Annotated in this window: 23 protein-coding genes; 11 read left to right on the forward strand and 12 right to left on the reverse strand. The window is 71.5% G+C overall.

Annotated elements, in window-relative coordinates; translation table 11 throughout:
- Positions 1 to 18: 18 nt before the first annotated feature.
- Both Sp245p_RS02515 and Sp245p_RS36205 read right to left on the reverse strand, forming a co-directional pair.
- Entirely contained in the window at positions 19 to 2,979 is a 2,961-nt protein-coding gene (locus Sp245p_RS02515) for a PAS domain-containing protein (RefSeq protein WP_014238626.1), read from the reverse strand.
- 325 nt (positions 2,980 to 3,304) lie between these two features.
- Positions 3,305 to 3,436, reverse strand: a complete 132-nt coding sequence (locus Sp245p_RS36205; protein ID WP_275042716.1) for a hypothetical protein — start codon at positions 3,434 to 3,436, stop codon at positions 3,305 to 3,307.
- 393 nt (positions 3,437 to 3,829) lie between these two features.
- Here Sp245p_RS36205 and Sp245p_RS02520 point away from each other — a divergent pair, with 393 nt between their 5' ends.
- The 4 genes from Sp245p_RS02520 to Sp245p_RS02535 all read left to right on the forward strand — a co-directional run bounded on the left by Sp245p_RS02520 (position 3,830) and on the right by Sp245p_RS02535 (position 9,775).
- Complete coding sequence (locus tag Sp245p_RS02520; RefSeq protein WP_052584203.1) at positions 3,830 to 5,506, forward strand: sensor histidine kinase; 1,677 nt, start codon at positions 3,830 to 3,832, stop codon at positions 5,504 to 5,506.
- 73 nt (positions 5,507 to 5,579) lie between these two features.
- Positions 5,580 to 6,578, forward strand: a complete 999-nt coding sequence (locus Sp245p_RS02525) for an amidoligase family protein (RefSeq protein ID WP_014238623.1) — start codon at positions 5,580 to 5,582, stop codon at positions 6,576 to 6,578.
- An 11-nt stretch (positions 6,579 to 6,589) separates the two neighbouring features.
- Positions 6,590 to 7,303 carry a gamma-glutamyl-gamma-aminobutyrate hydrolase family protein gene (locus Sp245p_RS02530; RefSeq protein ID WP_014238622.1) on the forward strand — a complete coding sequence of 238 codons (714 nt, stop codon included), beginning with the start codon at positions 6,590 to 6,592 and terminating at the stop codon, positions 7,301 to 7,303.
- 141 nt (positions 7,304 to 7,444) lie between these two features.
- The gene (locus tag Sp245p_RS02535) at positions 7,445 to 9,775 is read left to right on the forward strand and encodes a sensor histidine kinase (RefSeq protein WP_014238621.1); all 2,331 of its coding nucleotides are present in this window, start codon (positions 7,445 to 7,447) and stop codon (positions 9,773 to 9,775) included.
- 59 nt (positions 9,776 to 9,834) lie between these two features.
- On the opposite strand, the gene Sp245p_RS02540 is transcribed toward Sp245p_RS02535, so the two are convergent.
- Positions 9,835 to 10,254 carry a hypothetical protein gene (locus Sp245p_RS02540; RefSeq protein WP_014238620.1) on the reverse strand — a complete coding sequence of 140 codons (420 nt, stop codon included), beginning with the start codon at positions 10,252 to 10,254 and terminating at the stop codon, positions 9,835 to 9,837.
- Between the two features lie 314 nt (positions 10,255 to 10,568).
- Between Sp245p_RS02540 and Sp245p_RS02545 the strand changes: the two genes are divergently transcribed.
- The gene (locus Sp245p_RS02545; RefSeq protein WP_014238619.1) at positions 10,569 to 12,152 is read left to right on the forward strand and encodes a phospholipase D-like domain-containing protein; all 1,584 of its coding nucleotides are present in this window, start codon (positions 10,569 to 10,571) and stop codon (positions 12,150 to 12,152) included.
- A gap of 21 nt (positions 12,153 to 12,173) precedes the next feature.
- Here Sp245p_RS02545 and Sp245p_RS35575 read toward each other — a convergent pair whose 3' ends face one another.
- The 4 genes from Sp245p_RS35575 to Sp245p_RS02565 all read right to left on the reverse strand — a co-directional run bounded on the left by Sp245p_RS35575 (position 12,174) and on the right by Sp245p_RS02565 (position 15,726).
- Entirely contained in the window at positions 12,174 to 13,481 is a 1,308-nt protein-coding gene (locus Sp245p_RS35575; protein ID WP_244439331.1) for a methyl-accepting chemotaxis protein, read from the reverse strand.
- A gap of 274 nt (positions 13,482 to 13,755) precedes the next feature.
- A complete protein-coding gene (locus Sp245p_RS02555; protein ID WP_014238617.1) occupies positions 13,756 to 14,523 on the reverse strand; it encodes an OmpA family protein in 768 nt (255 codons plus the stop codon).
- Entirely contained in the window at positions 14,523 to 14,969 is a 447-nt protein-coding gene (locus tag Sp245p_RS02560) for a DUF4398 domain-containing protein (protein ID WP_014238616.1), read from the reverse strand. The genes Sp245p_RS02555 and Sp245p_RS02560 overlap by 1 nt, the downstream gene beginning before the upstream one ends.
- A gap of 229 nt (positions 14,970 to 15,198) precedes the next feature.
- Positions 15,199 to 15,726 carry a hypothetical protein gene (locus Sp245p_RS02565; RefSeq protein ID WP_014238615.1) on the reverse strand — a complete coding sequence of 176 codons (528 nt, stop codon included), beginning with the start codon at positions 15,724 to 15,726 and terminating at the stop codon, positions 15,199 to 15,201.
- A gap of 220 nt (positions 15,727 to 15,946) precedes the next feature.
- Here Sp245p_RS02565 and Sp245p_RS02570 point away from each other — a divergent pair, with 220 nt between their 5' ends.
- Positions 15,947 to 16,612 carry an NnrU family protein gene (locus Sp245p_RS02570; protein WP_014238613.1) on the forward strand — a complete coding sequence of 222 codons (666 nt, stop codon included), beginning with the start codon at positions 15,947 to 15,949 and terminating at the stop codon, positions 16,610 to 16,612.
- Between the two features lie 77 nt (positions 16,613 to 16,689).
- On the forward strand, positions 16,690 to 16,959 hold the full coding sequence (locus Sp245p_RS02575) for a DUF2934 domain-containing protein (protein WP_014238612.1): 270 nt from the start codon (positions 16,690 to 16,692) through the stop codon (positions 16,957 to 16,959).
- 3 nt (positions 16,960 to 16,962) lie between these two features.
- Here the strand turns inward: Sp245p_RS02575 and Sp245p_RS02580 are convergent, their stop codons facing one another.
- The gene (locus Sp245p_RS02580; protein WP_041810824.1) at positions 16,963 to 17,685 is read right to left on the reverse strand and encodes a hypothetical protein; all 723 of its coding nucleotides are present in this window, start codon (positions 17,683 to 17,685) and stop codon (positions 16,963 to 16,965) included.
- A 34-nt stretch (positions 17,686 to 17,719) separates the two neighbouring features.
- A complete protein-coding gene (locus Sp245p_RS02585) occupies positions 17,720 to 18,769 on the reverse strand; it encodes a Do family serine endopeptidase (RefSeq protein ID WP_237904783.1) in 1,050 nt (349 codons plus the stop codon).
- A 449-nt stretch (positions 18,770 to 19,218) separates the two neighbouring features.
- Here Sp245p_RS02585 and Sp245p_RS02590 point away from each other — a divergent pair, with 449 nt between their 5' ends.
- Together Sp245p_RS02590 and Sp245p_RS02595 are read left to right on the forward strand one after the other, a co-directional pair.
- Positions 19,219 to 20,196, forward strand: coding sequence for a hypothetical protein (locus Sp245p_RS02590; protein ID WP_014238609.1), 978 nt, complete (start codon positions 19,219 to 19,221; stop codon positions 20,194 to 20,196).
- A 43-nt stretch (positions 20,197 to 20,239) separates the two neighbouring features.
- Complete coding sequence (locus tag Sp245p_RS02595) at positions 20,240 to 21,478, forward strand: pentapeptide repeat-containing protein (protein ID WP_244439330.1); 1,239 nt, start codon at positions 20,240 to 20,242, stop codon at positions 21,476 to 21,478.
- Between the two features lie 91 nt (positions 21,479 to 21,569).
- Here Sp245p_RS02595 and Sp245p_RS02600 read toward each other — a convergent pair whose 3' ends face one another.
- From Sp245p_RS02600 to tsaD, 3 genes are all read right to left on the reverse strand, one after another.
- Positions 21,570 to 22,580 (reverse strand): NAD(P)H-dependent glycerol-3-phosphate dehydrogenase, encoded by a 1,011-nt coding sequence (locus Sp245p_RS02600; protein WP_014238607.1) that lies wholly within the window; start codon positions 22,578 to 22,580, stop codon positions 21,570 to 21,572.
- A gap of 83 nt (positions 22,581 to 22,663) precedes the next feature.
- On the reverse strand, positions 22,664 to 23,131 hold the full coding sequence (locus tag Sp245p_RS02605) for a GNAT family N-acetyltransferase (protein WP_014238606.1): 468 nt from the start codon (positions 23,129 to 23,131) through the stop codon (positions 22,664 to 22,666).
- 13 nt (positions 23,132 to 23,144) lie between these two features.
- Complete coding sequence (gene tsaD / locus Sp245p_RS02610) at positions 23,145 to 24,218, reverse strand: tRNA (adenosine(37)-N6)-threonylcarbamoyltransferase complex transferase subunit TsaD (protein WP_014238605.1); 1,074 nt, start codon at positions 24,216 to 24,218, stop codon at positions 23,145 to 23,147.
- Positions 24,219 to 24,293: 75 nt separating this feature from the next.
- On the opposite strand from tsaD, the gene Sp245p_RS02615 reads away from it, so the two are divergent.
- Together Sp245p_RS02615 and hemC are read left to right on the forward strand one after the other, a co-directional pair.
- Positions 24,294 to 25,130, forward strand: coding sequence for a class I SAM-dependent methyltransferase (locus Sp245p_RS02615; protein ID WP_014238604.1), 837 nt, complete (start codon positions 24,294 to 24,296; stop codon positions 25,128 to 25,130).
- Between the two features lie 105 nt (positions 25,131 to 25,235).
- Entirely contained in the window at positions 25,236 to 26,162 is a 927-nt protein-coding gene (hemC, locus tag Sp245p_RS02620; protein WP_014238603.1) for a hydroxymethylbilane synthase, read from the forward strand.
- The last annotated feature ends 8 nt before the right edge of the window (positions 26,163 to 26,170 follow it).

Here is a 26,170-nt window from a genome sequence, read left to right on the forward strand (position 1 = left end):
CGGACGCTTTCCTGCCGTTTACGCCGCCCCGGCGTTCGCCATCATCTTGCGCAGGTCGTTGGGGAAGACCGGCTTGTGCAGGATGCTGAAGCCGTTGCGGCGGGCCTCGTCCAGCCGTTCCGGGGCGGTGTCGCCGGTCAGGATGATGCCCGGCACATCCTTGCCGACCAGCCCCTGCACCGCGGCCAGAGCCTCCGGTCCGGTCCGCCCCTGCTGGAGCTGATAATCGGCCAGCACGATCTGCGGGCGGCGTCCGTCGGCGCGCAGCCGTTCCAGCGCCTGGTCGCCCGAGCGCGCGGTCAGCACGCTGTAGCCCCAGCCCTCCAGCATCGCCTTCAGGCCGAGCAGGATGATCGCCTCGTCGTCGATGACCAGCACCATCCCCTTGGTCGCGCAGTCGTTGGCGGCCTGCCGGAAGAGGTCCATGGCGGGCTGCGAGACGGCGGCGGCGCGGGGCTTTTCCACCACGACGCGCGGCATCTCCACCGAGAAGACGGAGCCGATGCCCTCCTTCGAGCGCACGCGCACGCGGTGGTCGAGCAGCTTCGACAGGCGCTTGACGATGGCGAGGCCGAGGCCCAGCCCGCGGTCGCCGCTGCCCTGGATCTGGGTGAACTCCTCGAAGATGTCCTCCAGCCGGTCGGCGGGGATGCCGACGCCGCTGTCCCACACCTCGACGCGCAGACGGTCGGGGCCGCTGCGGCGGCAGCCGATCAGGATGCGGCCCTGGCGGGTGTAGCGCAGCGCGTTCTCGATCAGGTTGCGCAGGATGCGTTCCAGATGCGACGGGTCGGTGCGCACCCAGGCCCGCGTCGGGACGGCGCGCAGCTCCAACCCCTTCTGGGCGGCGCGCGGCGCGTATTCGGCGACCAGCCGGCCCAGCACCTGACCCAGCCGGACCTCCGCCGGGTTGGCGGCGATCTTGCCGGATTCCAGCCGCGACATGTCGAGCAGCCCGTCCAGCAGGCCCTTCAGCGTGTCCAGCGCCTGACGCATGTTGTCGAGCAGCGGCAGGCTGGGGTGGCCCTGCAGGCGGTCGCCCAGCGCGGCGGCGAAGAGGTAGAGCGACTGCACGGGCTGGCGCAGGTCGTGGCTGGCGACGGCCAGGAACTTGGACTTGCCGGCGGCGGCGTGCTCCGCCTCCTCCCGCGCGCGGCGCAGGTCGGCCTCGGCCTGCTTGCGGCCGGTCACATCCACGGCGGCGCAGGTGATTCCGGCCAGCGCGCCGTCCGGGCCGCGCAACGGGTCGATGGTCATGTCGTAGAAAAGGTCCTGCCCGGCGTGGCGGATGCGGACCTCCTCGCGCACGCCCTCGCCGGTGTCCAGCGCGCGCCGCTTGATGGCGGTCACGACCTCGGCGTCGGCGGCGTCCTCGAACACCTCGAAGTCGGTCTTGCCGACGACGTGTTCCGCCGTGTAGCCGAGCGCCGGGTTGTGCATCCAGGTGTAGCGCAGGGCGCAATCCTGGTTGAACACCACGACGCCGGAGTTGCGCAGCGCCGTGCGGAAGCGCTCGTTGGCGACGCGCAGCGCCTCCTCGGTGGACTTGCGCTCGGTGATGTCGATGCCCGAGACGATCAGGTGGGTGATCCGTCCGTCAGCTCCGCGCATCGGGGTGACCCGCATCTCCATGATCGCCGCGCGGTCCCCGGCGATGCGCACCGGCGCGTCGAAGCGCGCGGAGTCGCCGTGGGCGGCGCGCTCAACCGCCGTGCGCAGGCGGTCGCCCGCGGCTCCGGCGAAGGCGTGCCCGCAGGCCTCGTGGAAGGGGTGGCCGACGATCTGCTCGACCGGCAGGCCGGAGGCCTGGACGGCGGTCTGGTTGACCTGAAGCACGTCGCCCGTCGGGCTCAGCACCCCGATGAAGGTCGGCAGGGCGTCCAGGACGGCGCGCAGATGCTCCTCGGAACCGCGCAGCGCGCGCTCGCGGGCCTCCAGCGTCTCGGCCATGGCATCGAAGGCGCGGCCGAGCTGGCCGATCTCCGACTTGCGGTCCACCAGACCGGCCCGCGCGCTGGAATTGCCGGCGCTCCACCCCTGGGTGGCGCGGATCAGCGCCTCGACCGGACGGCGGATGAACAGGGTGCCGCCGATCCAGGCGGCCAGGATGGCGACCACCAGCCCGGTCAGCGTCATCAGCAGGCCCTGGCGGGTGGCGCGGTCGATGGTGCCGGCCACGGCGGTGTGGTCGAGCCCGACGCTGATGAACAGGTCGCGCGCGCCCTGGCGGGACGGCGAATAGGCGAGCACCCGCGCCACCCCGTCCATTCCCGGCAGGGTGATGACGCCGCCGCGCGGTTCGCCCAGCAGGTTCAGATAGGGCTGCGGCACGCGCTCGCCGCGCTGGGCGATGCCGTTGGGCAGCTTGACCAGGATGGTGCCGTTGCGGTCGGTGACCAGCAGGCTGGCGTTCTCGGGCAGGGGACGCGCCGCGAAGTTGGTGGCCAGCCAGGGCAGGTCGAGGCCGAGCGTCACCACACCGGCGACCGTGCCCGCCTCGTCGCGGAAGGGAACGGCGAAGGGCAGCATGGCGGTGCCGGGCTCCGCCGCCGGGCCGGGAGTCGTCCATTCGCCGACGACGAAGCGGCCTTCCTTCAACGCGCGGCGGACGTAGGGAAGGTCGACGGCGGCGGGGGCGTTGCTGGGGATGGCGCTGCACAGAACGGCACCGTCGCGGTCCAGGACGGTCAGGTTGCGGTATTCGGGGGCGCGTTGGGCCAACCGGATCAGATGGGCTTGGCACTGGGCATAATCGCCGGACCGCAGAGCGGCCGATTCCGCGATGGAGGTGACCATCAGCCGTGCGCCGTCGACGATCCGCGCCTGCTCTCCCTCGACCAGATGCAGCAGCCGTTGGGCCTGGGCCGCAACTTCCTCGGCGCGTTCCGCACGGAACTGGAACACGCTGTAGGCCTGGATGCCCAGGGCCGGCAGAACGGCCAGAAGCACCAGGAGGAAAAGGCGGGCCAGCAAGGTCATCGTGTCACAGGCTCCCATCGGGCGGGAAAGCAGCCGGAACCAAAAGTCCGCTATCGTTTCGCCTGTGTTCCGAATAGCCTTTGCATGGTTAAATCGCAGTTAATGGGCGGGATTTATTTTCTTTCAGGCCGGGAGCTTGCTGGATTTCCGCAGGCAATAAAGGGGTAGTTTGGATGGATATGCTGAAGATTTACTTTCGCATTTCTCCTGAAATTTTTGGAATTCTGTTATCGAAGGAGGTAATCACCAATCCTTTCGATGGGAGAGCCGACGCAGGTCGGCACCGGGTGCCTCCAGGACAAGGCGCCCGGTGCGCCGTGGCGGATCAGGCCAGCGTGTCCACGCCCTGCGAACCGCGTGGCGCCAGGGATGAAAAAGCCTTCTGTGCGCCCGACAGATCACCCGACTGAAGCGCGCCGCTCATGCTTTCCAGGGCCGTCTTGAACAGGTCGGCCACCGATCCTTCGACTGATGCGTGCCGTCGCGGATGTCCTTGCCCGGTCCGGCGGCCCGCTGCTGGGCGATGCCGGACGTGGCCGATGAGGTCACGCTTGGGATGGACACGCCGTTCTCCTTCGTCCTGTGCCGTCCTCCGCCTTGCGGACGGAGTTCGGTCTGGACGGGACGGGTTGCGGACGCTGGATTGGACGCATGCTGTCCGCGACTCCCGCGCGGCGTTCAGGAAATATTTCTCCGCAATTCTTTGGTGAAGCGCGGCCCCGGGGGGGTGGGCGCGTCTTCCACAACCCATGGTGAATGCGGGAAGCATGGCGCCGTTGAACCGGATCGCCCGCTTCCAGAGGAGCAGGGGCGTGCTACAGTGCACGCCCCGCCGCTCCGGAAGACCCGCTTGCCGTCGAAGTCCCATCATCGTCCACTGGTTCTTCTGGTGCTGGCTGCTCTGCTGCCGCTGGTTGTCCTGTCCGCGGTTCTCGGCGGCGCTTGGCTGCGCGGGCAGCAGAGCGCGATGGAAGCCAACGCCGTTGCCCTTGTGGACCGCCTGTCCGCCCTTGTGGACCGCGAGCTGTCCGCGCAGACGGACGCGCTGAAGGCGGTGGCGGCGTCGCCCCTGCTGGACAGCCTGGCTGCGGGCCGCGAACTCGACGCCGTGACCTTCTTCGAATACGCCGAGCGGGTGCAGGGCGCGCTTCCCCTGTGGACGACGATCGTCCTCAGCGACGTCGAGGGGAACCGGCTGGTCGACGCCCCTTTCCTGGTGGGCGGTGTCCGGGGCAGGGTGCTGGACATGGACAGCCATCGGCGCGTGGTGGAGACGGGCCAACCGGCGGTCGGCACGATCCTGCGCGGCCCGCGCGGCGGCTACGCCTTTCCCATCCGCGTTCCGGTGACGCGCAACGGCGCGCCGGTCGCTGTCCTGTCGGCGGTGGTGATGCCGGAGGGCTTCCAGAGCCTGCTGTTCGGCAACCGCCTGCCGCCGGGCTGGATCGCCGCGGTCATCGACGCCGAAGGGCGTGTGGTGGCACGGGCCGGCGGTGAACCGGACATGATCGGGCGTCACGCCAGCGAAAACGCGCTCCGCGCCCGCCGCGCCGCCGGCAGCGGCGTCTATGACGGAATGAGCCTGGAGGGCGCGCCGACGGTGGTCGCCTTCCGCACCCTGCCCAACTACGGGTGGTCGGTTCACTTCGCCATCCCGCAGGACGCCTATCGGGCGCCGGTCTCCAACGCGGTCTGGCTGGCCGGGGCGGGGGCCTTGGCCAGCCTGTTGATGGCCGGCGCCTTCCTGTGGCTCCTCGCCCGCGAGTTGCGGCTGCGCCGCCGCCAGGAGGCGGCGCGGGAGGAAAGCCTGAGGCTGGAGGCCCTGGGCCGCATGACCGGCGGCGTCGCCCACGACATCGCCAATCTGCTGACCGTGGTGATGAGCGGCATCGCCGCCATCCGCAGCCGTCCCAACGATCCGGAGCGCATCACCCGCGTGCTTCCCGAGATCGAGGGTGCCGTGGCGCGCGGGCAGGCGCTGATGCGGCAGATGGCCGCCTTCGGCCGGCGCAGCGTCTACGAACCGGTGCCCTTCCGCCTCCAGGACCGCAAGGCGGCGCTGGAGGCCCTGCTGGCGCGCTCCGCCGGCAGCGGGGTGGACACCGCCCTGATCGTTCCGGACGACCTCTGGCCGATCATCGCCGATCCGGACGCCATGGAGGTGGCGCTGCTCAATCTGGCGGTGAACGCCCGCGACGCCATGCCGGACGGTGGTGCGCTGACCATCATGGCGGAAAACCGCGCCCTGCCGGAGCGGCGGGGCGATGACACCGGGCTGAGCGGCGACTTCGTGGCGCTGGCCGTCCGCGACACCGGAACCGGCATCCCGCCGGAGCATCTGCGCCGCATCTTCGAACCCTTCTTCACCACCAAGCCGGATGGCAAGGGGACCGGGCTGGGGCTCAGCCAGGTTTTCGGCTTCGCCCGGCAATCGGGCGGGACGGTCACGGTGACCAGCACGGCCGGGGCCGGCACCACCGTGACGCTCTATCTGCCGCGGGCGGCGACGGACGAGGGTTCCGCCTGACCCGGCCCGCGGCCGGAAGGGTGACGAGAGCGCTGGGGAACCGCCGTGCCGCGCGCCGTGTTGAACGGGCGCCATGGACACCTCATTCCGCACGCCCCCCCATTCCACCACGACGGACGGCGCCCCGCGCACGGTCGGCGTGGAGGTCGAATTTGCCAATCTTGACGCCCCGTCGGCGGCGGCGGTGGTGCGCAGCCTGTACGGGGGCGCTCTGGAACCGGAGAGTCCGCACCGCTGCCGGGTGACCGGCACGCGGCTGGGTGATTTCGCGGTGGAGCTGGACATGCGCTCCGCGCATCCGGGCAAGTCGGAGGAGGGCGACGCCGGTCCGCTGGGAAAAGCAGTGGGCAAGGCGGTGGATGGCGTGGTGGAGGCGCTGCGGCCCTGGTGGGGCAACATCGGCAGCCTCGTCATGCCGTTCGAGATCGCCGCCCCGCCCATCCCCATCGACCGGCTGGCCGAGCTGGAACCCCTGTTCGCCGCATTGAGCGCCCAGGGGGCCGCCGGCACGGACGCCAGCCCGCTGTTCGCCTTCGGCCTGCACCTGAATCCGCAGGTGGCGCGCACCGACGGCGCCTATGTGCTGGACCATCTGAAGGCCTTCCTGCTGCTGGCTCCCTGGCTGCGCCGCGAGATCCGCGTGGACCCGACCCGGCGCCTGACCGGATTCATCGCCGCCTTCCCGACGGACTACGCGGTGAAGGTGGTCGATCCCGCCTACCGTCCCGATCTCGACGGGCTGATCGGCGACTATCTGGAGGCCAACCCGACCCGCAACCGCGAGTTGGACCTGTTCCCGCTGTTCGCCCATCTCGCCCCGGAGACGATGGCGGCCAAGCTGAGCGATCCGCATGTGCGGCCCCGCCCGACCTTCCACTACCGCCTGCCGAACGCCCGGCTGGGCGACCCGGACTGGAGCCTGGCCCAGGACTGGAACCGCTGGGTCGCGGTGGAGGATCTGGCGGCGGACCGCGACCGGCTCGACGCGCTGGGGGCCGACTTCCGCGCCTTCGCCGCGCGCAAGGCGCTGGACGGCTGGGCCGCCGAGGCGGGCCGCCGGCTTGCCGTCTGAACGGGGGCGACATGGCCGCCTTCATCGCAAGGGGACGCCCCCTGATCGGAGTCACCGCGTCGGTTCACGGCAGCCGCATCGCCTGGTGGGCGAACCGTCTGGCGCTGCGCCGCGCCGGGGCGCGGGCGGTGCGCATCACGGCGCGCGACCCCTTCCCCATCGAGCGGCTGGACGGTCTGGTGGTCGGCGGCGGCGACGACATCGACGCCGCCCTCTATGGCGAAACCGCCCTCCCGAAGATGCGCATCGACCCGGAGCGCGACCGGCTGGAATTGTGCGCGCTGGATGGCGCGGCGGCGCGGCGGCTTCCCGTTCTGGGCATCTGCCGGGGCTCGCAGATGATCAACGTGCACCGCGGCGGCTCGCTGCTCACCGACATCCACGAGGTCTACGAGGAGGCGCCGCGCCTGCGCACCGTCCTGCCGCGCAAGCGCATCCGCATCGACCCGCGCAGCCATCTCTACCGCATCCTGGGCATCGCCGAATGCCGGGTGAACGCACTGCACCATCAGGCGGTGGACCGGCTGGGCGACGGTCTGCGCGTGGTGGCGCGCGAGACGGTGGGGATCGTCCAGGGCATCGAGGCGGTCCACCACCCCTTCCTGATCGGGGTGCAGTGGCATCCCGAATATCTGGTCGCCGACCAACGCCAGCAGGCGCTGTTCCGCACCCTGGCCGCCACCGCCGCCGGAACCGCCAGCCTGGAGGACGCCACGGCCTTGTGATCGCCCCTCACCTGTGTGATCGCTCCCTAACTGTTCGTTGTGCCACCATTTCCCTCGCGCGCGGAAGCGGTTATCCTAACGATCGGGCCGAATGATCGGGGCTTGGCGATCGGGCCGCCGCAACGGCGGAGGGGCAAGGGCGTGACGGAGAAACAGGCGGGCCGGCGGCTTCGGCTGCACACGGTGACGATGATCACCGCGCTGGCCACGGCGTTTCTGATGGCCGGGCTGACGCTCGGGGTGGGCGGTGCCTTCGTCCGGGTGCTCGACCTCGCGGAGGAGGCGGACCGCGCCATCGTTCCCCAGATCGCCCGCCAGCACCAGTACGCCGTCTTTGCTGCCCGCATGGGTCAGCTCGCCGAGGCCGTCCTGCGCTCCCGCTCGCCGGAGGAGCGCGCCGGCGCCCTGGCCGAGGTGGAGGGGGTGTCGCAGCGCTTCGCGGCGGACGCGGCGGCCCCGGAGCTGCTGCAACGGCTCGAACAGGCCATCCAGGCGGTGCGCCGCACGGCCGAGCGGGCCGACGCCATCGACGCCCTGGCGGCCCAGGCCATCACTCTGCAGCGAAAGGGGGACGAGGCGTTTCTGAGCCTGCTGCGCTCCGGCGCCCCCCTGGCGGTGCAGGAACCCTACCACCGTGCGCTGGGGGCGCTGGCCGCCGGCCTGATCGCGACGGACACGGAACAACTCGCCGTCGAGGTCGCCCGCTTCCACGAGCACGCCGCCGCGGTGGTGAACGCGCTGATCCCGCTGGAGGCGGGGGAGCGGGCGCCGCTGGCCCGCACGGCGCGCGACCTCGACGGGCTGGGCGCGCTGTTCACCCTGCGCCGGACCATCCTGTCGGAAGCGGGGTTGATGGGGCTGGAGACGGAGATCGCCCACGGCGTGCTGAACGACCTCAGCGGCAGCCTGACCGACGCCGCCGCGACCAACACCCGGCGCATCGCCGACACCTTGACCGATCAGGCGCGCAGCGGCCTGTGGATCGTGCTGGTCGGGCTGGGAATCGCCTCGGCCGTGCAGACGCTGCTCTACGTGCTGCTGCGCGTCCATGTGGTCCGCCCGATCCGCCGGGCCTCGCAGGCGCTGGGCATGGTGCAGAAGGAGCGCCGGACCGTCCGCCTGCCGCCCGCCCTCTTCGCCGAGCTGCAGGCCATCTCCACCAGCGTGGAGCGGTTCGGCACGGCGCTGGTGGAGACCCACGCCTACGCCGAGGCGCTGAAGGCGGGGGAGGAGCGGATGCGCGCGATCCTGGCGGCCTCGCCCTTTCCCATCGTGATCGCGCGGCGGTCGGACGACGCCGTCCTGTTCGCCAACCCGCAGGCCGAGGGCCTGTTCGGGACCGAGGGCGAGCGGTTGGTGCTGACGCGCAACGCGCGCTTCTTCGTGCACCCGTCCGACGCCGCCCGGCTGTCCCGTCTGGTGGCCGAGCAGGGGGCGGCGAGCGATCTGGAGATGGAGATGCGCACCGCCGGGGGGCGGCCCTTCTGGGCGATGATCTCCGCGGTGGAGATCCACGACGTGGACGAGCCGGCCATCCTCATCGCCGTCAACGACATCACCCTGCGCAAGCGGTCGGAGGAGGAGACGGAGGCCGCCAAGGAGCGCGCCGAGAGCGCCCTGGCCGACCTGCGCGACACCCAGGCCCACCTGATCCAGGCGGAGAAGATGGCCTCGCTCGGCGGGATGGTGGCGGGGGTGGCGCACGAGGTGAACACGCCGGTGGGCATCGCCCTGACCGGCATCACCCACTTGGCCGACCAGACCCGCAAGGTGGTCCGCGGGGTCGAGGCCAACACGCTGCGCCGCGCCGACTTCACCGGTTATCTGACCACCGCCGGGGAGGCCTGCCGGCTGATCGAAACCAACCTGAACCGAGCCGCCGAGCTGATCCAGAGCTTCAAGCAGACGGCCGTGGACCAGACCAGCGAGGAACGGCGTCGCGTCGATCTGGCCGCCTATCTGGACGACGTGCTGACCAGCCTGCGCCCGCGGCTGAAACAGACCCCCCACCGCGTGGTGATCGACTGTCCGGCGGGACTGTGGGTGGACAGCTATCCCGGCGCGCTGTTCCAGGTCCTGACCAACCTGACCATGAACGCGGTGGTCCACGCCTATCCGGACGGAAGGGCCGGCACGCTGACCGTCGCGGTGACCCGCCCCAACCCGCAGGAGGTCGAACTGCGCTTCTGCGACGACGGTTGCGGCATTCCCACCGCCCATCTGGGGCGCGTCTTCGACCCCTTCTTCACGACGCGGCGCGGCGAGGGGGGCAGCGGGCTCGGCCTGCACATCGTCTACAACATCGTGACCACCCGCCTGCGCGGCAGCATCCGGGTCGAAAGCCGGGTGGAGGACCGGGAGCGCGGTCAAGAGGGTGGAGGCACCTGCTTCGTCCTGCGCTTCCCCGCCGAGGCTCCCCCCGCGGTGGACTCCGGTGAACCGGCGGCGGTCAGGGCGGAGCCGGTGAGCTGAAACGGAAAAGGGCGCGCCGGAGGTCCCGGCGCGCCCTTCGCTGCAAAGCTTGAAGGCCGTTACTTGCTGCCGTCCGGGCCGCAGTTCGGGGTGCCCGGCGGGCAGTGGGTGCCGGTCGCGGTCTGGTTGTCGCGGGCCGGGTTGCTGCTGGTGGCGCTGCCCATACCCGACGGTACCGTGGTCTGGCCCTGCCAGGTGCCGCCCGACGAGCCGCTGCCCATGGTGTCATTGCCCATGGTGCTGCCCGACGAACCGGGCACGGTGGTCCCCGGGGTGTTCATGGTGCCGGTCGAGCCGGCGGTGCCCGGGGTGGTGACGCTGCCCGGGGTGGAGCCCGGGCCGGAGGTGCTCAGGCCGGTGGACGGCGATGTGGTGGTGCTGGGAACGGTCGGGCTCACGGCGGTACCGCCCGACTGGGCGACGGCGGAGCCGGCCATCAGGGCGAGGGCCGACGCGGCGGCGATCAACAGGGTACGCATCCTCATCTCTCCATCTGGTGGCGGCGCCCTTTGGCCGGGCGCCCTCCTGGCGGGGGTTCGGGCGGAGATTCAGTCCGGCGCCCTGCGGCGCGCCCGTCCCCCATTCGCCACTTCCAACAGGACGCCCGGCGCATCGTTGCGGCAAAACCGGAGACCCATTCCGATCTTTTGGCGATCCGCCCGCCGTCCAGGCCTTCCATCCGCTCCCATCCAGATGCGGGCTTCGGGCGATTCCGGAGCAGCCGGGCGCCTTGCGGAACAGGCTGCCGCCGCAAGAGTTGACGCAAGCACCGCTACGGCACGTCGAGGCAGGAATGAGCGAACATAAGGATGCGGCGGATCTGGCCGGGGCGCGGCCCATCCTGCGCCCCGGCGCCACCTGCTGGCGGACCGAGCGCGCGGACCGGGTGGCGGTGCTGGTCGATGGCGCCGCCTTCTTCGCGGCGGTGCGCGCCGCCCTGCTGCGGGCGCGGCGGTCGGTGATCCTGCTCGGCTGGGACATCGATCCGCGGATGCGCCTCGACCCCCACGACCCGGAGACGCTGGGCGATTTCCTCGCCCGCCTGATCCGCCACCGCCCGTCGCTGCAGATCCACGCGCTGAAATGGGACATGCCGTTCCCGATCTCGCTGGAGCACCCGCACGGACCGCTGGAGCGGCTGAACCGCCGCACCGGCCCGCGGCTGACGCTGGAGCTGGACGACGCCCTGCCGGTGGGCGCGGCGCAGCACCAGAAGCTGGTGGTGGTTGACGACGCGCTGGCCTTCTGCGGCGGCATCGATCTGGCCGGCGACCGCTGGGACACGCCGGAGCATCGCGACAACGACCCGCGCCGCCGCTGGCCGACCGGGGAGCTTCACGCCCCGCGCCACGACGTGATGATGGCGGTGGACGGACCCGCCGCCCGCGCGCTGGGGCTGATGGCGCGCGAGCGCTGGAGCCACGCCACCGGGCAGGCGCTGCCGCCCCCGCCGCCGGAGGGCTTTCTCGCGGTCGGCGCCGATCCCTGGCCGGAGGGGCTGCACCCGCTGATCACCGACGCGGATGTGGGCATCGCCCGCACGCTTCCCGACTGTCTGGTCGGCCGTCCGGTCCGCGAGAACGAGGCGCTGACCTTCGCCGCCATCGCCGAGGCGCGCCACAGCATCTATCTGGAGAACCAGTATTTCGCCTCCTTCCGCGTGGCCGAGGCGCTGGCCCGGCGGCTGCGCGAGCCGGACGGGCCGGAGGTGGTCGTCGTCGTCCCCATGGAGAGTCCGAGCTGGTTCGACCGCATGGCCATGGACACGCCGCGCGGCGTGGTGCTTCAGGAGCTGCGCGCCGCCGACCGCCACGGGCGCCTGCGCGCCATGACCCCGCTGACCGAGGGCGGCAACGGCATCGTCGTGCATTCCAAGCTGATGGTGGTGGACGACCGGCTGCTGCGCATCGGGTCGAGCAACCTGAACAACCGCTCCATGGGCTACGACACCGAATGCGATCTGGCGGTGGAGGCGCCGCCCGGCGACCGCAGCACCGCCAGCGCCATCGGCGCCGTGCGCAACCGCCTGCTGGCCGAGCATATGGGCGTCGACCCGTCGGAGATGACCGCCGCCGTCCGCGCCACGGGCAGCCTTGTGGCCGCCATCGACCGGCTGAACAAGCCATCCGGTCGCCGCTTGGCGCCGCTGCCCGACACCGATCCCGGCCTGACCGAGCAGGCCTTTGCCGCCCTGCGCATCGCCGATCCCGACCGCCCGGAAGAGGCCTGGGCCGTGTGGAAGCGCATGCCGCCGGCCCCGGCGCCGGCCCGCTCCCTGACCCGCGCGGTGGGGGCGGCGCTGTTCACCGCCGGGGCGATCGCCGGGGTCTACGCCGTCGCCCTGGCGATCGTCGAGACGGACCGCGGCGGCCGCTGAGCGGCGCGGCGCGCAGGTCGGTCAGGCGGCGCGCTTCCGGATGCCGGACAGGCCGCGCAGATCCTCCTCCAGACCGTTCAGCCGGGCCAGCCCGCCGCTGATCGCGTCCAGCTCCCGTCGCAGCCCTTCGGGAACGCGCAGGTCCCCGGCGAAACCGGCCAGCGTGTCGGCCAGGGAGTCGCCCAGCCGGTCCAACTCGCCCATCAAGTGCCGCTCGTGCCCGGCGACGTCCTGCTGGCCGGCGCTGAGGCTTTGCAGGCGGTCGGCCAGATCGGACAGCAGCGCGTGCTCGGCGGCCACCTTGGCCTGGGCGTCCTGCCCGGCGATCTGCTGGGCGATCGCCTGCTGCATGCGGTCGATGCCCTTCTGGATCACCTGGATGGCTTCGTTCGACTGGCGGGCCAGATCGCGCACCTCGTTGGCGACCACGCGGAAGCCGTGGCCGTATTCCCCGGCCCGCGTCGCCTCGATGGCGGCGTTCAGCGCCAGCATGTTGGTGGCGGACATGATGCGGGTGATGGCGTTGACCGAATCCTCCAGCGCGCGGGATTCCGCGACGATCTGCTCGAACCGCGTCAGGTCGGAGGTCGCCTCCGCCCGGCGGCGGTCCAGATGCTCCTGGAGGCTGGCGAGGAGCGCGTGGTTCTCCGTGGCGCAGCGCTGGGCGTCGTCGTGGCGGCCGGCGATCTGCACCCCGCTGTCGCGGATGAAGCCGACCAGGGCGGCCACCGCGTCCTGCGTGTCGGACAGGCGGGCGCGCAGGGCCTGCACCTCCCGCTCCGCCTGATCGAGCGCCCCGCCGACGCGGGCCTTGGCCAGTTCCACCGCCTGCGGCACCTCGGCGATGGCGCGCTCCGCCTCCGGCGGGATATCCTGGGGGCGGCGCGCGAAGGCCAGCCGGGCGGCGCACAGGCTGCCGAACTCGTCCAGCGGGCCGTCCATGCCGTTGTCGCGCAGCAGGCGGCGCCACTCCTCCGAGTCCCGGTGCAGGGTGACGAACAGGCGGTTGGCCTCGTCCGTCGTCAGCGTCTCGCCGTCGAAGGTCAGATGCTCGTGCGGGATGAAGTTGAACAGCGAGCTGACCATGGTCCGCCGCGTTTCCAGAACCCAGTACTGGACGACCATCACCACCATGATGGTGACGATCATGCCGAGCGCCGCCGCCGGCCCCTCCGGCACGCCGAAACGGTGCAGCGTGGCGTTCCACAGCGGGTTGAGGAGAACCACCACCACGATCACCGGCAGGCCGATGATGAGGAGAAGCAGAGCCTGCGCCTTCAAAAATCCCCTGCTGAGCATCGCTCCCTCGTCACCCTGTCCAGTGGTCATTCCGAATCCCCGCGCAATCAAAAGGACGCCGTGGTCACTCATGTTCGCGCATCGTAAAACCACACACCGTAAAAGGTAAAGAAGCATTGATTTTGCCCTGCATTCGAGACAATTTTTCCGAATGACCGCGCGTCCGGCGCGGTGGCGGAGCGGGACGGACAAGTCGGAGCGGGAAAAACGGCTGGAAATCGGGCCGGAATCGACGCGGGCGAGCCGTTTCCGGCCCGCCCGTTCTTGTTCAAGCGCAATGTGCGTCAAATGGCAGCATGGCCCGTCAGGAGCGCGTCTCCGCCACCGAGCCCGGCTCGGAGATCACGATGTCGACGCGGCGGTTCTGCTGGCGTCCCGACTCCGTGCTGTTGGAGGCGACCGGCTGGGCCGACCCCAGGCCCTGGGCGGCGATGCGGCTGGGGTTGACACCACGCGCGGTCAGCGCGTCGCGCACCGCCATGGCCCGCTCCTCGGACAGGCGCAGGTTGGTGGCCGACGAGCCGGTGGTGTCGGTGTAGCCCTCGATCCGCACGGTCCGTTCCGGATTGCGCTGGAGGAAGTTGGCGAGTTCGCTCAGACGCGCGTCGGCGCCCGGAGTCAGGCGGGCGCTGCCGGTGGCGAACAGCACGTCGCCCAGCGACATCACCAGCCCGCGCTCCGTCCGCTCCGCCTGGAGGGCGCGGATCTGGTCCTGGAGGCGGTAGGTCTCGGCGTTGGCGACGACCTGCTGCGCGCCCTTCATCGCCGCCACGTCCTGGGCGATCTGGAGCTGCCGGTTGGCGAGATAGGCCTGATGGTCCATCTCCGCCGTGTTGCCGTCGCTGCGCGCCCGCTCGCCGCGCTGCAGCGCCTCTTCGGCGCGGCGCAGCTCCAGCGTGGCGTTGCTGGCCAGCTGCGGGTTGGCGGCGGCGCTGGAATAGGACTGGCGTGCCTGGGCCAGGGCCGGGGTGTCGTCCGGGGTGGCGCAGGCGCCGAGCGACAGGGCGACGACGCCGAGCGACGCCAGGGCCAGACTTTTCCGCACCGTTTGGGATTTCTTTGTGGTGTGCATCACGGCGTGCCCTCCAGCGTGCGCGGGGAATCCCAGGTCGAGGTCCCGCTCATGCCCGACGGGGCCAGGGGAGCGGCCGCGGAGGCGGCGGGCGCCCGGCCCGGCACACCGCTGTTGGGATTCGCGAGCGTGCGCACGGCGCTGGCGGCCTGCTGCGCCGTCGCGCGCTGCGAGCGCACGGTGGCGAGTTCGGCGTCGGCCTGCGCCTGCTCGGCGAGGCGGCGGGCCTTGGTCCGCTCGTCCTCGCGCATCGCTGCGTCGGCGGCGGCCAGCTTCTCGCGGGCGGACTGGAACTCCGCGGGGGCGTGTTCGAGGGCGCCGGCCCGTTCGGCCTGCTGGATGGCCTGCGCCGACGCGCCGAGCTGGGCGGTCGGCGGCGGCACGCTGCCGGCGCAGGCGGCCAGCCCGAGCGACGCCGACAGGATGGTCGCGGCCCTCCATCCCACCCTGGGCCATCCCACTGTCGAAATGCTGTTGCGGTTCATGCTGCGGCTTCCCGAATGACCGCGGCGCGCGGCCGCGGGAGAGTGTTCGCCGCTCCAACGCGCCGCCGGGTGGAAGGTTCCTTGTCCGCACATCCGCGCCGGGAAACGCCCCGCTTGCGCGCAAAAAAACGGCCGGGGGAGTGCCCCGGCCGCAAGGTCTGCCTGGATGGGAGGGTGGATCAGGAGGGGGTTACTTCTGGATGCCGATGACCTGCTGCTGCGCCTTGTTGCCGATGCCGGCGGAGAGGTTGGAGACGGTGCCGAGGTTCTGGTTGAACAGGGCGCCCGGCGCGCCGAACTGCATGGCCTTGACCTGCTGCTGGGCGGTGTTGCCGATGCCGACCGCGCTGTTGCTGACGGTGCCGGCGTTGCTGTTGAAGCCGCCCAGAGCGAAGGGCGTCTTCGCCCCGCCGCCCATCCCGCCACCGGTCTGCAGGCCGAAGACCTGCTGCTTGGCGGTGTTGCCGACGCCGGCGGCGAGGTTGGAGACGTTGCCCAGGTTGGAGGCGGTGCCGAAGGGCCCGGCCAGCCCGCCGCCGGCCTGCACGCCCATCACCTGCTGCTGCGCCTTGTTCTGGATGCCCGCGGCGGTGTTGGAGATGACCCCCAGGTTGCTGGCGTTGCCGAGCGGGATGCCGCCGGTCATCAGGTCGCCGGCGAAGGCCGGGGCGGAGCACAGGACGGCGACGGCGGCGGCGATCAGGGTGGTGCGGCGCATGGTGTGGTTTCCTTCCGGTGTCTGGGGGAGTTGGTGTCTGGGGGAGTTGGCTGCCGGTTCCGTCTGCGTCGGGGCCCGGCCTGTCCGATGACCAGACACTACGCCCCGCCGCCCATCCCCGCTGTGGCCTGCGCCACACCCGGACGCGGTTTGCCTTCACGGCTCCAAGTTTGACGTTCATCAAGACTCCGCCCGGCAAAGCGGTGTTTCCTCGCATCCCATGACCACCGATCTTCTTCTCGCCGCCCTGTTCCTGTTCGCCACCCACGCCGTGCCGTCCTGGCCGGGGGTGCGGCCGTGGCTGATCGCCCGGCTTGGGCGGGGCGGGTTCGTCGCCCTGCATTCGCTGGGTTCGCTGCTGGCGCTCGGGCTGTTCGTCTGGGCCTACCGCGAGGCCGGGGGCGGGGAGCCGCTGTTCGTTCCCGCCGGCTGGGCGGCGCCGCTGGTCGTCGCGCTGATGCCGCTGTCCTTCCTGCTGATCGCCGCCCGCGTCACCAGCAAGGCCGGCGAGCCGGACGCGCCCAACCCGCCGCGGGGCGTCTACCGGATCACCCGCTTTCCCGGCAGCATGGGGCTGCTGCTGTGGGCGCTGCTGCACCTGCAAGCCACCGGGGACGGGCGGCGGGTCGTGCTGTTCGTCGCGATGGCGGCCATCGCCCTGTTCGCCATGGCCAAGAACGACTGGCTGCTGCGCCGCGGTGCGGCCGGGCGGGCCTACCGGGTGGAGACCTCCGCGCTGCCCTTCGCCGCCATCCTGGCCGGACGCCAGAGCTTCCGTCCTGGAGAGATCGGCTGGGGCCGTGTGCTGGGCGCGCTGGCCGCCTACGCCGCGATGATCGCGGTGCATCCCTGGCTGTTCGGAGTCAGCCCGCTCTATTGGCTGTAGCGGAAAGGTCTGCGGCACGCCGGTGCGGTCCGCCTGTTGACGGTCATGACAACAGACCGCCGAGGAGGGACAGCGCCATGGAGCATCACACCGGCCCCGACGACCCCCGCGTCCGCGAGCGCGCCCACGCCATCTGGGAGCGGGAGGGCCGTCCCGAGGGGCGCCACATCGAGCATTGGCAGCAGGCCGCCCGCGAGATCGCCGAGGAGGACGCCGTCCCCGGTCCGGAGGCCGGGCTGCAAACCCCCGACAGCGCCAGCGAGCGCGCTCTGCACGAGGCCGCCGAGCATCTGCGCGGCGTGGACGCGCACAGCCACCACCGCCAATCGTCGCCGGCGGAAGGCTGATCGTCAGTCCTCGTCGTCCAAGGACAGCTGACGGACCTCAAGCCGGGGGTCAGGCTGCGGCAGCGGGCGCGGCTCCGCCGCCCGGCCCGCGGCGGCTGGCGGGGCGGCGCGCGGCGGGCGCAGCGGCTTGTTCACCGTCCCGCGCGGCCCGATGCTCGGCTCGTCGCCGAAGTCGGGCAGGGGCGGGCAGCGGTCCATCACCGCGCGCATCAGGACGGCGACGCGGTCCGTCTGCTTGCGCAGGCCCTGCCCGCGCTCCCCGTCGTAGAGCGGGTCGTCGAGGAACTTGCGGATCTCCATCAGCGCGCGGAACTCGACCCCCACCGTTTCGTGGGTGCCGATGGGCAGCGCCTTGACCCGCGCGAAGGTGTTGAAGAAGCCCAGGCTCTCCTCCACGAACAGGATCACCATGCGAGCGTGCAGGCGTTCCAGCGCGGTGGTCATCGGGCCGATCAGCTCCTCCATCTCCGACGGGGCGGCGTCCAGCCGTTCCTGGGTCACCGCCGCCAGCGAGAAGAAGTCGCGCACCTTGCGGGAGAATTTGCGGTAGCGGCCCATCCCGCCGACCGACACGCGCTCCCGCGCCGCCGCCGCCAGATCCGCGCACTTCTTCAGCATGTCGTCGAGCCGCATCAGCATGCGGGCGACCTCGCGCTGGCGCTGGGCCGCGCTGACCATGGGGGCGGGCGGTGCCTGCCGGCGGGGAGGGGAGGGGCGGCCGATCATCAGGGATTGGTTATCATGATCCGGTTCGCCGGGTCTAATTCCCCGTGCGGACGTTCAGCACCCGTTCGCTGCCGCCGCGCAGAACGGTTACCTGCAGGGGCGTGCCGACCCGCACCAGACCCATGCGGTTGCGGAAGTCGGTGGCGCTGCGCACCGGGCGCCCGTTCACCGCGGTCACCACGTCGCCGCTGCGGAAGCCGGCGCGGTCGGCGGCGGACCCGCGCTCGACCTGGGCGATGACCGCCCCGGCGTCGCCGGCCAGATTCATGCTGTCGGCCAGATCGGGGGTCAGGTCCTGGATGGAGACCCCCAGCCGGCCCCGCCGCACCTCGCCATACTCGACCAGCTGCTCCATCACCGAGCGGACGATGCTGACCGGGACGGCGAAGCCGATGCCGACCGACCCGCCCGCCGGGCCGATGATGGCGGTGTTGATGCCGACCAGCTCCCCATTGAAGTTCACCAGCGCGCCGCCGGAGTTGCCGGGGTTGATGGAGGCGTCGGTCTGGATGAAGTCCTCGTACCCCTCGATCTTCAGACCGCTGCGGCCGAGCGCCGAGACGATGCCGGAGGTCACCGTCTGGCCCAGCCCGAAGGGGTTGCCGATGGCGACCAGGAAGTCGCCGACCTTGAGCTGGTCCGAATCGCCCCAGGGCAGGGCGGTCAGCTTCTCCGCCTCGATCTTCAGCAGCGCGATGTCGGTCGCCGCGTCCCGCCCGACCAGCTTGGCGCGCAGGCGGCGGCGGTCCTTCAGGGTGACGGCGATCTCCTGCGCGTTCTCCACCACATGGGCGTTGGTGATGACGTAGCCGCGCCGCGCGTCCACGATCACGCCCGACCCGGCGCTGACCTGCGGGCGGGCCTGCTGCTCGGGGACGTTGAAGAAACGGCGGAAGAAGGGGTCGCGAAGCAGTGGGTTCTCGGCCTGCGGCGCCCGCGACAGGACGGCGATGTTGACGACGGCGGGGGTCACCTGCTCCAGCATCGGCGCGATGGTCGTCACCCCGGTGACCCCGGCGGGCAGGGCCGCGGCGGCGGGGGCCAGACCCGCGCCCGGAACGCCGATCCCCAAAAGCCCGGCCACGCACGCCGCTCCCGCAAACCGAAGCGCCGCGAACCGAAGCGTCGTCGTCATCGGCATCTTGTCCCCGTTCCTGTTGTTCCGTACCGCGTTGGCGCGGCTGATGTGGGCGAACGGCGCCCTTGGGTCAAGCCTGTGCGCCCTTTGCGCCGCCGCGCGGCGCGCCGGAGTATAGGGCGGCGGCAGCGACGGGAGCATCCTCCATACCGCAGCCCGCCGTCTTTCCGGGCTCCGCCCCGGTGATCAGCTTCCATGATTGGTTGCATGACGAGGGGGTGCGTCATCGCGCACCGCCCATGACTTCATTAAGACTTTGTTCAGCGGGATCTGCGAGGCAGAGATGTGCAGGATTTGTCTGAAATCCAGGCCATGTCTGGTGTAACCTCAGTTTTCCTAAGACGTGCTTTCCTCCATGGCGGATTCTCAACAGCGGCCCGCCGACGGTGACGACGATGAGCGACGTTCCTCTGATGGAACTGACCGAGCATGACTACCTCCAGATGGAGGAGGCGCTGTCGCAGACCGCGCGCGGCCGCGCGTTCCTGCGCATGCGCGACCGACGATCCCGCGTGGTCGCGGTGGACGAGTTCCACCGGCTGACCGGCGCGCTGGAGCAGCAGGTCAACCGGCTGCGCGGGGTGGACACCGGCGCCTTGCCCCGTCCGGTGCCGGGGGGCGGGATGGGGCAAGGCTTGGGAGATGGCCTGCAGCTTCAGCAGGAGCTGATGTCGATCACCCAGGTGGTGCGCGAGACGCGCAGCGACATCGCAGCACTGCGCCCCGCCGACACCGGGTCGAACCGCATCGAGGCGGCGACCGGCGAGCTGGATGAGATCGTCGCGGCGACGGAGCGGGCGACCACCGACATCCTGAACGCCACCGAGAAGATCCAGGAGATCACCCAGGGCATCCCGCGCACCGATCCCGACATCGCGGAGATGGTCGACGCCATCGATGCCTGGAGCATCGAGATCATGACCGCCTGCGCCTTCCAGGACATCACCGGTCAGCGCACCACCAAGGTGGTCAACACGCTGCGCTACATCGAGCAGCGCGTGAACACGATGATCGAGATCTGGGGCGTCGACCGCATCGCCTCCGCCTCGGAAACCGCGTCCATGGGCGAAGGGGCGTCCCACCGCAAGCTGGGCGACACCCGGCCCGACGCGCATCTGCTGAACGGCCCGCAGCTCGGCGGGCCGGAGGTCAGCCAGGACGACATCGACGCCCTGTTCGACACGCTGGCCACGCAGATCCCCCAGGTGCTGGAACGGGCGGAGCCGGCCGAGGCACCCGCACCGCCCCCTCCGCCTCCGTCTCCGCCTCCCGCCGCTGCGAAGCCGGCCCCGCGACCCGCCGCCCCGGCGCCCGAACCGTCGGGCGGCGGCAGCGAGATTTCGCAGGCCGACATCGACGCGCTGTTCGCCTGAGGCGCCGATGGCGAACGACGGCTCCCACAAGTCCCGGATACGCTTGAGCCAGGAGCAGCTGGACCGGGTGTGCGAGCGCCATGTCCGCTTCACCGAGGGGCGGCCCAACGGCGCCCGCGCCAACCTTCCCTTCTTCGACCTGACCGGGCTCGATCTGTCGGGCCGCAACCTGACCGGTGCGCATCTGTCCGGCGCCATCCTGCGCGATGCCCGGATGCAGGGAACCATCCTCGACCACGCCGACCTCTACGGCGCTGACCTGCGCGGCGCCGACCTGTCGGAGGCGCGGCTCTACCGCACCGACATGCGCGGCGCCAACGTGCGCGGCGCCATCCTGGACGGCGCGGTGATGGTGGAGGTCGATCTGCGCGACGGCAGCGTCGCCAACCGCAGCGCATCCGGCGAGCTGAAGGTGGTCGGCTTCGAACCGGGGCCGGCGGACATGGCCTCGGCCAAGCTGACCAACGCCGACATGGCGCGGGCCAAGCTGTCGGGCAGCTTCGCGCGGGCGGCCGACTTCACCAACTCCCGCCTGTCGGGGGCGCGGCTCCAGCGCACCGACCTGCGCGACTGTAACTTTTCCGGCGCCGACCTCCAGGGGGCGGACCTGAACGGCGCCGACCTGCGCGGCGCCATCCTGGACGGCGCCAAGGTGTCGGAGCTGGACCTCGTCACCTCCATCCGCACCGACGAGGAGGCCGTGGCCGCCGCCCAGGCGCCCGCTCCCATCCCGGAGCCGGACGAGGACCCGGCGGCGGAGCCCGCCCGCCCGGCGATCGCGGCGGCGGACATCGAGGTTCTGCTGCACCAGCATCTGCTGTGGCTCGGCACCAGCGGCCAAAAGGGGCGCCAGCTCGACCTGACCGGCCTGAACCTGGACGGAGCGGACCTGTCGGGCAAGGTGCTGACGCTCGCCAAGGGCTCCGGCGTGCGGCTGCGCCACGCCCGGCTGAACGGTGCGCAGCTCCAGGCGGCCCAGTTCGACGGTGCCGATCTGCGCTCCGCCGACCTGCGCGGCGCCGACCTGCGCGGCGCGAAGCTGGACCGCGCGATCCTCATCGACGGGTGTCTGGACGGGGCCAATCTGGGGATGCTGCTGATCAGCGCCGGGGCGAAGGTGATGCGCGCCTCGCTGGTGCGCGCCCGCATGGCCGGCGCCTCGCTCAGCGCCACGAACATGAAGGGCTGCGACCTGACGCTGGCCGATCTGACCGGCTGCGACCGCAGCGGCGCGATCTTCGACGAGGCTATTCTGGACGGCGCCCGGCTGGGCAACGCGTAGGGTTCGGCGCCGCTTCACCGCAAAGGCGCGGAGGACCCATCTTATGGTCCCTCGCGCCTTCGTGTCTTCGCGGTGAAAAAGACGACGCCCCTCAGCGTCCCTCTTCGCGGAACGGCCGCGACAGAAGCCCGTCGATCGTCCCGTCCAGCCCGGCGCCGCGGTTCAGGATGGCGTCCACGGCGGCGCAGAGCGGCATGTCCACGCCTTTCCTCCCGGCCAGCCCGACCACCGCGGCGGCGGTGTAGACGCCCTCGGCGACGGAGCGGCGCTCGGCCAGGATTTCGGCGAGCGTCCGGCCGGCGCCCAGGGCGGCGCCCAGCGACATGTTGCGCGATTGCAGGCTGGAGCAGGTCAGCGTCAGGTCGCCCAGCCCCGACAGCCCCATCAGCGTCTCCGGCCGTCCGCCGAGCGCCAGGGCCAGCCGCGTGATCTCCGCCAGCCCGCGCGTGATCAGCGCCGCCCTTGCGTTGTCGCCCAGCTTGCGGCCCTCCACCACGCCGCAGGCGATGGCCAGCACGTTCTTCACCGCCCCGCCGATCTGCGAGCCCACCACGTCGTCGGACAGGTAGGGGCGGAAGGTGCGGCTGCCCAGCGCCTCGACCAGCCGGGCGCCCAGCGCGGCGTCGGCGCAGGCGAGCGTCACCGCGGTCGGCAGGCCGCGCGCCACTTCCGCCGCGAAGGTCGGACCGGACAGCACGGCCAGCGGGGTCCCCGCCGGCAGGGCGGCCGCGGCCGCCTCGCTCATCAGGGCGTGGCTGTCCAGCTCGATCCCCTTGGCGCAGATGACCAGCGGGGTGCCCGTCCGCAGATGCGCGGCGAGGCCGGCGCAGGCGCTGCGCAGATGCTGGGCCGGGGTCACCAGAAGGATGGCGTCGCAGGCGGCGGCCTCGGCCAGATCGCCGGTCGCGCGCAATGCCGCGGGCAAGGTCACGCCCGGCAGATAGTCGCGGTTCTCCCGCGCGGTGTTGACCGACTCGACCACCGCCGGCTCGCGCGCCCACAGCAGGGCCTCCCGCCCGGCGCGCAGGGCGGCCAGCGCCAGCGCCGTGCCCCAGGCCCCGCCGCCGATCACGCCGATGCGCCGGAAGTCCGTTGCCGCCATGGATGCCCCCCGTTCCACTGTTCTCGCTTGAAGGATTTGCCCGACTGTTTAGGCGGAGCGTCCCCCGTCCGCAACCCGCACGGTCAAGCCTCCGGTGCCAGCAGAAGCTTCATCCCGACATGGCTCGCCCGGAAGCCCAGCCGCTCGTAGAAGCGGTGGGCGTCGGTGCGCCGGGTCTGGCTGGTCAGCTGCACCATCACGCAGCCCTCGGCGCGGGCCAGCGCGATGGCGTGCCGCATCATGGCGCTGCCGATCCCCTGGCCGCGCAGCGCGCTGTCCACCTTCACCGCCTCCACCGTCGCCCGCGCCGCGCCCCGGCGGGCCAGCCCGTGGGTGACGGTGAACTGGAAGCAGCCGACGATCCGCCCGTCCCGCTCCGCCAGCACGATGGAATTGCCCGGCTGCGCCGCCATGCGGTCGAAGGCGTCCCAGTAGAGCGGGTCCAGCGGCTCAGCATAGACGTCGCCGGCCGTGGACAGGGCGTCGTCGGCGGTCAGCCGGACGATCTCCGGCACATCGTCGCGCCCGGCGGCGCGGAAGGTCAGAGCCATGGAGCGCGCGCCCTCACGCCTTCACGCCGGAGCCGACCCCGGCCTTGCCGATGGCCGGCTTCGCGGTTGGATCGAGCGGCCAGCGCGGGCGCGGCGCGAAGTCCAGCGGGTCGGTCTGGCCCAGCCGCAAGCGCTCGATTCCCGCCCAGGCGATCATCGCCGCGTTGTCGGTGCACAGCCGCAGCGGCGGCGCCACGAAGGGCATGCCCTCGCGGTCGGCCAGCGTCTGCAGGCGGGCGCGCAGCGTCTTGTTGGCCGCCACGCCGCCGGCCACCACCAGGGCGCCGCCCTGCGGATGCATCTCCTTGAACCGGCGCATGGCGCGGGCGCAGCGGTCGGCCATCACCTCGGCCACCGTGGTCTGGAAGGCGGCGGCGAGGTCGGCCTGGTCCTCCCCTGACAGCGGCGTCCCCAGCTCCTCGACATGGCGCCGCACCGCGGTCTTCAGGCCGGAGAAGGAGAAATCGCAGCCGGGGCGCCCGACCATCGGGCGCGGCAGGTCGAAGCGGCCCGGATTCGTCGCCAGCGCCGCCGCCTTCTCCAGCAGCGGCCCGCCGGGATAGCCGAGGCCGAGCAGCTTGGCCGTCTTGTCGAACGCCTCGCCCACCGCGTCGTCGATGGTGGTGCCGAGCCGCCGGTAGCGGCCCACCCCCTCGACCACCAGAAGCTGGCAATGCCCGCCGGACACCAGAAGCAGCAGGTAGGGGAAGGGCACGTCGTTGGTCAGCCGGGCGGTCAGCGCGTGGCCTTCCAGATGGTTCACCGCGACGAAGGGCAGCCCGCGCGCCGCGGCGATGGCCTTGGCGGTCATCACCCCGACGATCACCCCGCCGATCAGCCCCGGCCCGCCGGTCGCCGCCACGGCGTCGATGTCGGCGAAGCCCAGGCCGGAGTCGGCCATGGCGCGGCGGATCAGCCCGTCCAGATGCTCCAGATGGGCGCGCGCGGCGATTTCCGGCACCACCCCGCCATAGGGCGTGTGGTCGTCCAGCTGCGACAGCACCACGTCGGCGCGGATCTCCCGCGCGTCGGTCACGATGGCCGCCGCCGTCTCGTCGCAGCTCGTTTCGATTCCAAGAACGATCATGATGGCCGTCAAACTAGCCGTCTCCACCGCTCTGGTATAGGGTCTTGACCCGGATTCTTCAGGGTTTCGCCCTCCATGAACAAAGACGTCCCCGACGACGACGCCAGCATCGTCTATTACGACGGCGACTATCCGTCGCTGGAGATCGGGGAGGCGCGGGCGGATCACGCCGCGACGCTGGCCCGCCTCGGCATGCTGGGCGACGTGCCCTTCTACAAGGAGCGCGCGGCGGAGGCCGGGGGCCCGGTCCTTGAGATCGGCTGTGGCACCGGGCGCCTGACCATCCCGCTGGCCCGCGCCGGGCACGAGGTGTGGGCGGTGGACGTTTCCGCCGCCATGCTCGACCAGCTCCGCGCCAAGCTGGCGCGCGAGGCGCCGGAGGTCCAGGCCCGCGTCCATCCGGTGCGCCAGGATGCCACGGCGCTCGATCTGCCGGTGCGGGACTTCCGGCTCGCCGTCATTCCTTTCAACGTGCTGATGCTGATCCCGGAACTGGCGGCGGAGCGCCGCGCGCTGGCCGCCGCCGCCGCCCATCTGGCGCCGGGCGGCACGCTGGCGCTGGACGTGATGAATCCGCTGACGCTGCCGATGGACGCCGAGACGAAGCCCAGCCCGTCGGAACCGCGGCGCAGCCCGCACAACGGCAACAGCTACATCCGCAACACGATGGCCTCCCGTCTCGACGAGGGGCAGTGCCAGCGCATCCACGGCTGGTACGACGAGCTGTTGCCGGATGGCAAGATCGTGGTGACCGAATACGGTTTCACCTGGCGGATGATCTTCCGTTACGAGCTGGAGCTGATGCTGGAAAGCGCCGGATTCGCGATCGAACGGCTGGCCGGCGATTTCGAGGACGCGGCCTGGACGGTGGACAGCCGCCGCATGATCGTCACGGCGCGGCGCGCATCCTGAGACGCGCCGCGAAGTGTTTCACCGCCGCGAAGTGTTTCACCAAAGAGTAGCACGCCCGTCACCAAGGCTTGCAAACCGCGGTGGATCGCCTAGAACACTGGCCTCATGACCCAACCGCTCCGCATCGGCACGCGCGGCAGCCCGCTGGCGCTGGCGCAGGCCCACGAGACCCGCGACCGGCTGATCGCGGCGCACCCGCATCTGGCCGCCCCCGGCGCCATCGAGATCGTCGTCTTCAAGACGACCGGCGACCGCATCCTGGACCGCACGCTGGCCGAGGCCGGCGGCAAGGGCCTGTTCACCAAGGAGCTTGAGGACGCGCTGCTCGACGGCCGCGCCGACCTCGCCGTCCATTCGATGAAGGACGTGCCGACCTGGATGCCGGACGGGCTGGAGATTTCCACGCTCCTGCCGCGCGAGGACACGCGCGACGCCTTCTTCTCGCGCGGCGGCCACACGGTGGACACGCTGCCCGCCGGCTCCGTCGTCGGCACCGCCGGATTGCGCCGTCAGGCCCAGATCCTGGAGCGGCGGCCCGACCTCACGGTCGTGCCCTTCCGCGGCAACGTGCAGAGCCGCCTCGCCAAGCTGGAGGCCGGGGAGGTGGACGCCACCCTTCTGGCGCTCGCCGGGCTGCGCCGCCTCGGCCTGACCGACCGCATCACCGCCGTGCTGGAGCATGAGGAGATGCTGCCCGCCGTCGCCCAGGGCGCCATCGGCATCGAGATCCGCAGCGCCGACGACTCCACCCGCGCGCTGCTGGCCCCGCTGAACTGCGCCGCCACCACGGCCCGCGTGACGGCGGAGCGCGCGCTGCTCGCCATGCTCGACGGCTCCTGCCGCACCCCCATCGCCGGGCTGGCCACGCTGGACGGCGACCGGCTGCATTTGAAGGCCAAGGTGCTGTCCAACGACGGCCGGCAGGTCTTCCGGGCCGAGCGCAGCGGCAGCGCAAGCGATGCTGCCGCCATCGGCGCCGACGCCGGGGCGGAGATCAAGGCGGTCCTGCCGCCCGACTTCTTCAAGAGCTGACGGCGGCC

Origin of the sequence: Azospirillum baldaniorum, assembly GCF_003119195.2 — a bacterium.
GTDB classification, from domain to species: domain Bacteria; phylum Pseudomonadota; class Alphaproteobacteria; order Azospirillales; family Azospirillaceae; genus Azospirillum; species Azospirillum baldaniorum.

Excerpts from the sequence above, each read along its gene's own strand:
- Sp245p_RS02515 (WP_014238626.1), bottom strand. The coding sequence starts at position 2,979 with ATGACCTTGCTGGCCCGCCTTTTCCTCCTGGTGCTTCTGGCCGTTCTG.
- Sp245p_RS02615 (WP_014238604.1), top strand. The coding sequence starts at position 24,294 with ATGAACAAAGACGTCCCCGACGACGACGCCAGCATCGTCTATTACGAC.
- Sp245p_RS02545 (WP_014238619.1), top strand. The coding sequence starts at position 10,569 with ATGAGCGAACATAAGGATGCGGCGGATCTGGCCGGGGCGCGGCCCATC.
- Sp245p_RS02565 (WP_014238615.1), bottom strand. The coding sequence starts at position 15,726 with ATGCGCCGCACCACCCTGATCGCCGCCGCCGTCGCCGTCCTGTGCTCC.
- Sp245p_RS02580 (WP_041810824.1), bottom strand. The coding sequence starts at position 17,685 with ATGATCGGCCGCCCCTCCCCTCCCCGCCGGCAGGCACCGCCCGCCCCC.
- tsaD (WP_014238605.1), bottom strand. The coding sequence starts at position 24,218 with ATGATCGTTCTTGGAATCGAAACGAGCTGCGACGAGACGGCGGCGGCC.
- Sp245p_RS35575 (WP_244439331.1), bottom strand. The coding sequence starts at position 13,481 with ATGACCACTGGACAGGGTGACGAGGGAGCGATGCTCAGCAGGGGATTT.
- Sp245p_RS02555 (WP_014238617.1), bottom strand. The coding sequence starts at position 14,523 with ATGCACACCACAAAGAAATCCCAAACGGTGCGGAAAAGTCTGGCCCTG.
- Sp245p_RS02540 (WP_014238620.1), bottom strand. The coding sequence starts at position 10,254 with ATGCGTACCCTGTTGATCGCCGCCGCGTCGGCCCTCGCCCTGATGGCC.
- Sp245p_RS02525 (WP_014238623.1), top strand. The coding sequence starts at position 5,580 with ATGGACACCTCATTCCGCACGCCCCCCCATTCCACCACGACGGACGGC.
- Sp245p_RS02575 (WP_014238612.1), top strand. The coding sequence starts at position 16,690 with ATGGAGCATCACACCGGCCCCGACGACCCCCGCGTCCGCGAGCGCGCC.
- Sp245p_RS02600 (WP_014238607.1), bottom strand. The coding sequence starts at position 22,580 with ATGGCGGCAACGGACTTCCGGCGCATCGGCGTGATCGGCGGCGGGGCC.
- hemC (WP_014238603.1), top strand. The coding sequence starts at position 25,236 with ATGACCCAACCGCTCCGCATCGGCACGCGCGGCAGCCCGCTGGCGCTG.
- Sp245p_RS02590 (WP_014238609.1), top strand. The coding sequence starts at position 19,219 with ATGAGCGACGTTCCTCTGATGGAACTGACCGAGCATGACTACCTCCAG.
- Sp245p_RS02530 (WP_014238622.1), top strand. The coding sequence starts at position 6,590 with ATGGCCGCCTTCATCGCAAGGGGACGCCCCCTGATCGGAGTCACCGCG.
- Sp245p_RS02605 (WP_014238606.1), bottom strand. The coding sequence starts at position 23,131 with ATGGCTCTGACCTTCCGCGCCGCCGGGCGCGACGATGTGCCGGAGATC.
- Sp245p_RS02570 (WP_014238613.1), top strand. The coding sequence starts at position 15,947 with ATGACCACCGATCTTCTTCTCGCCGCCCTGTTCCTGTTCGCCACCCAC.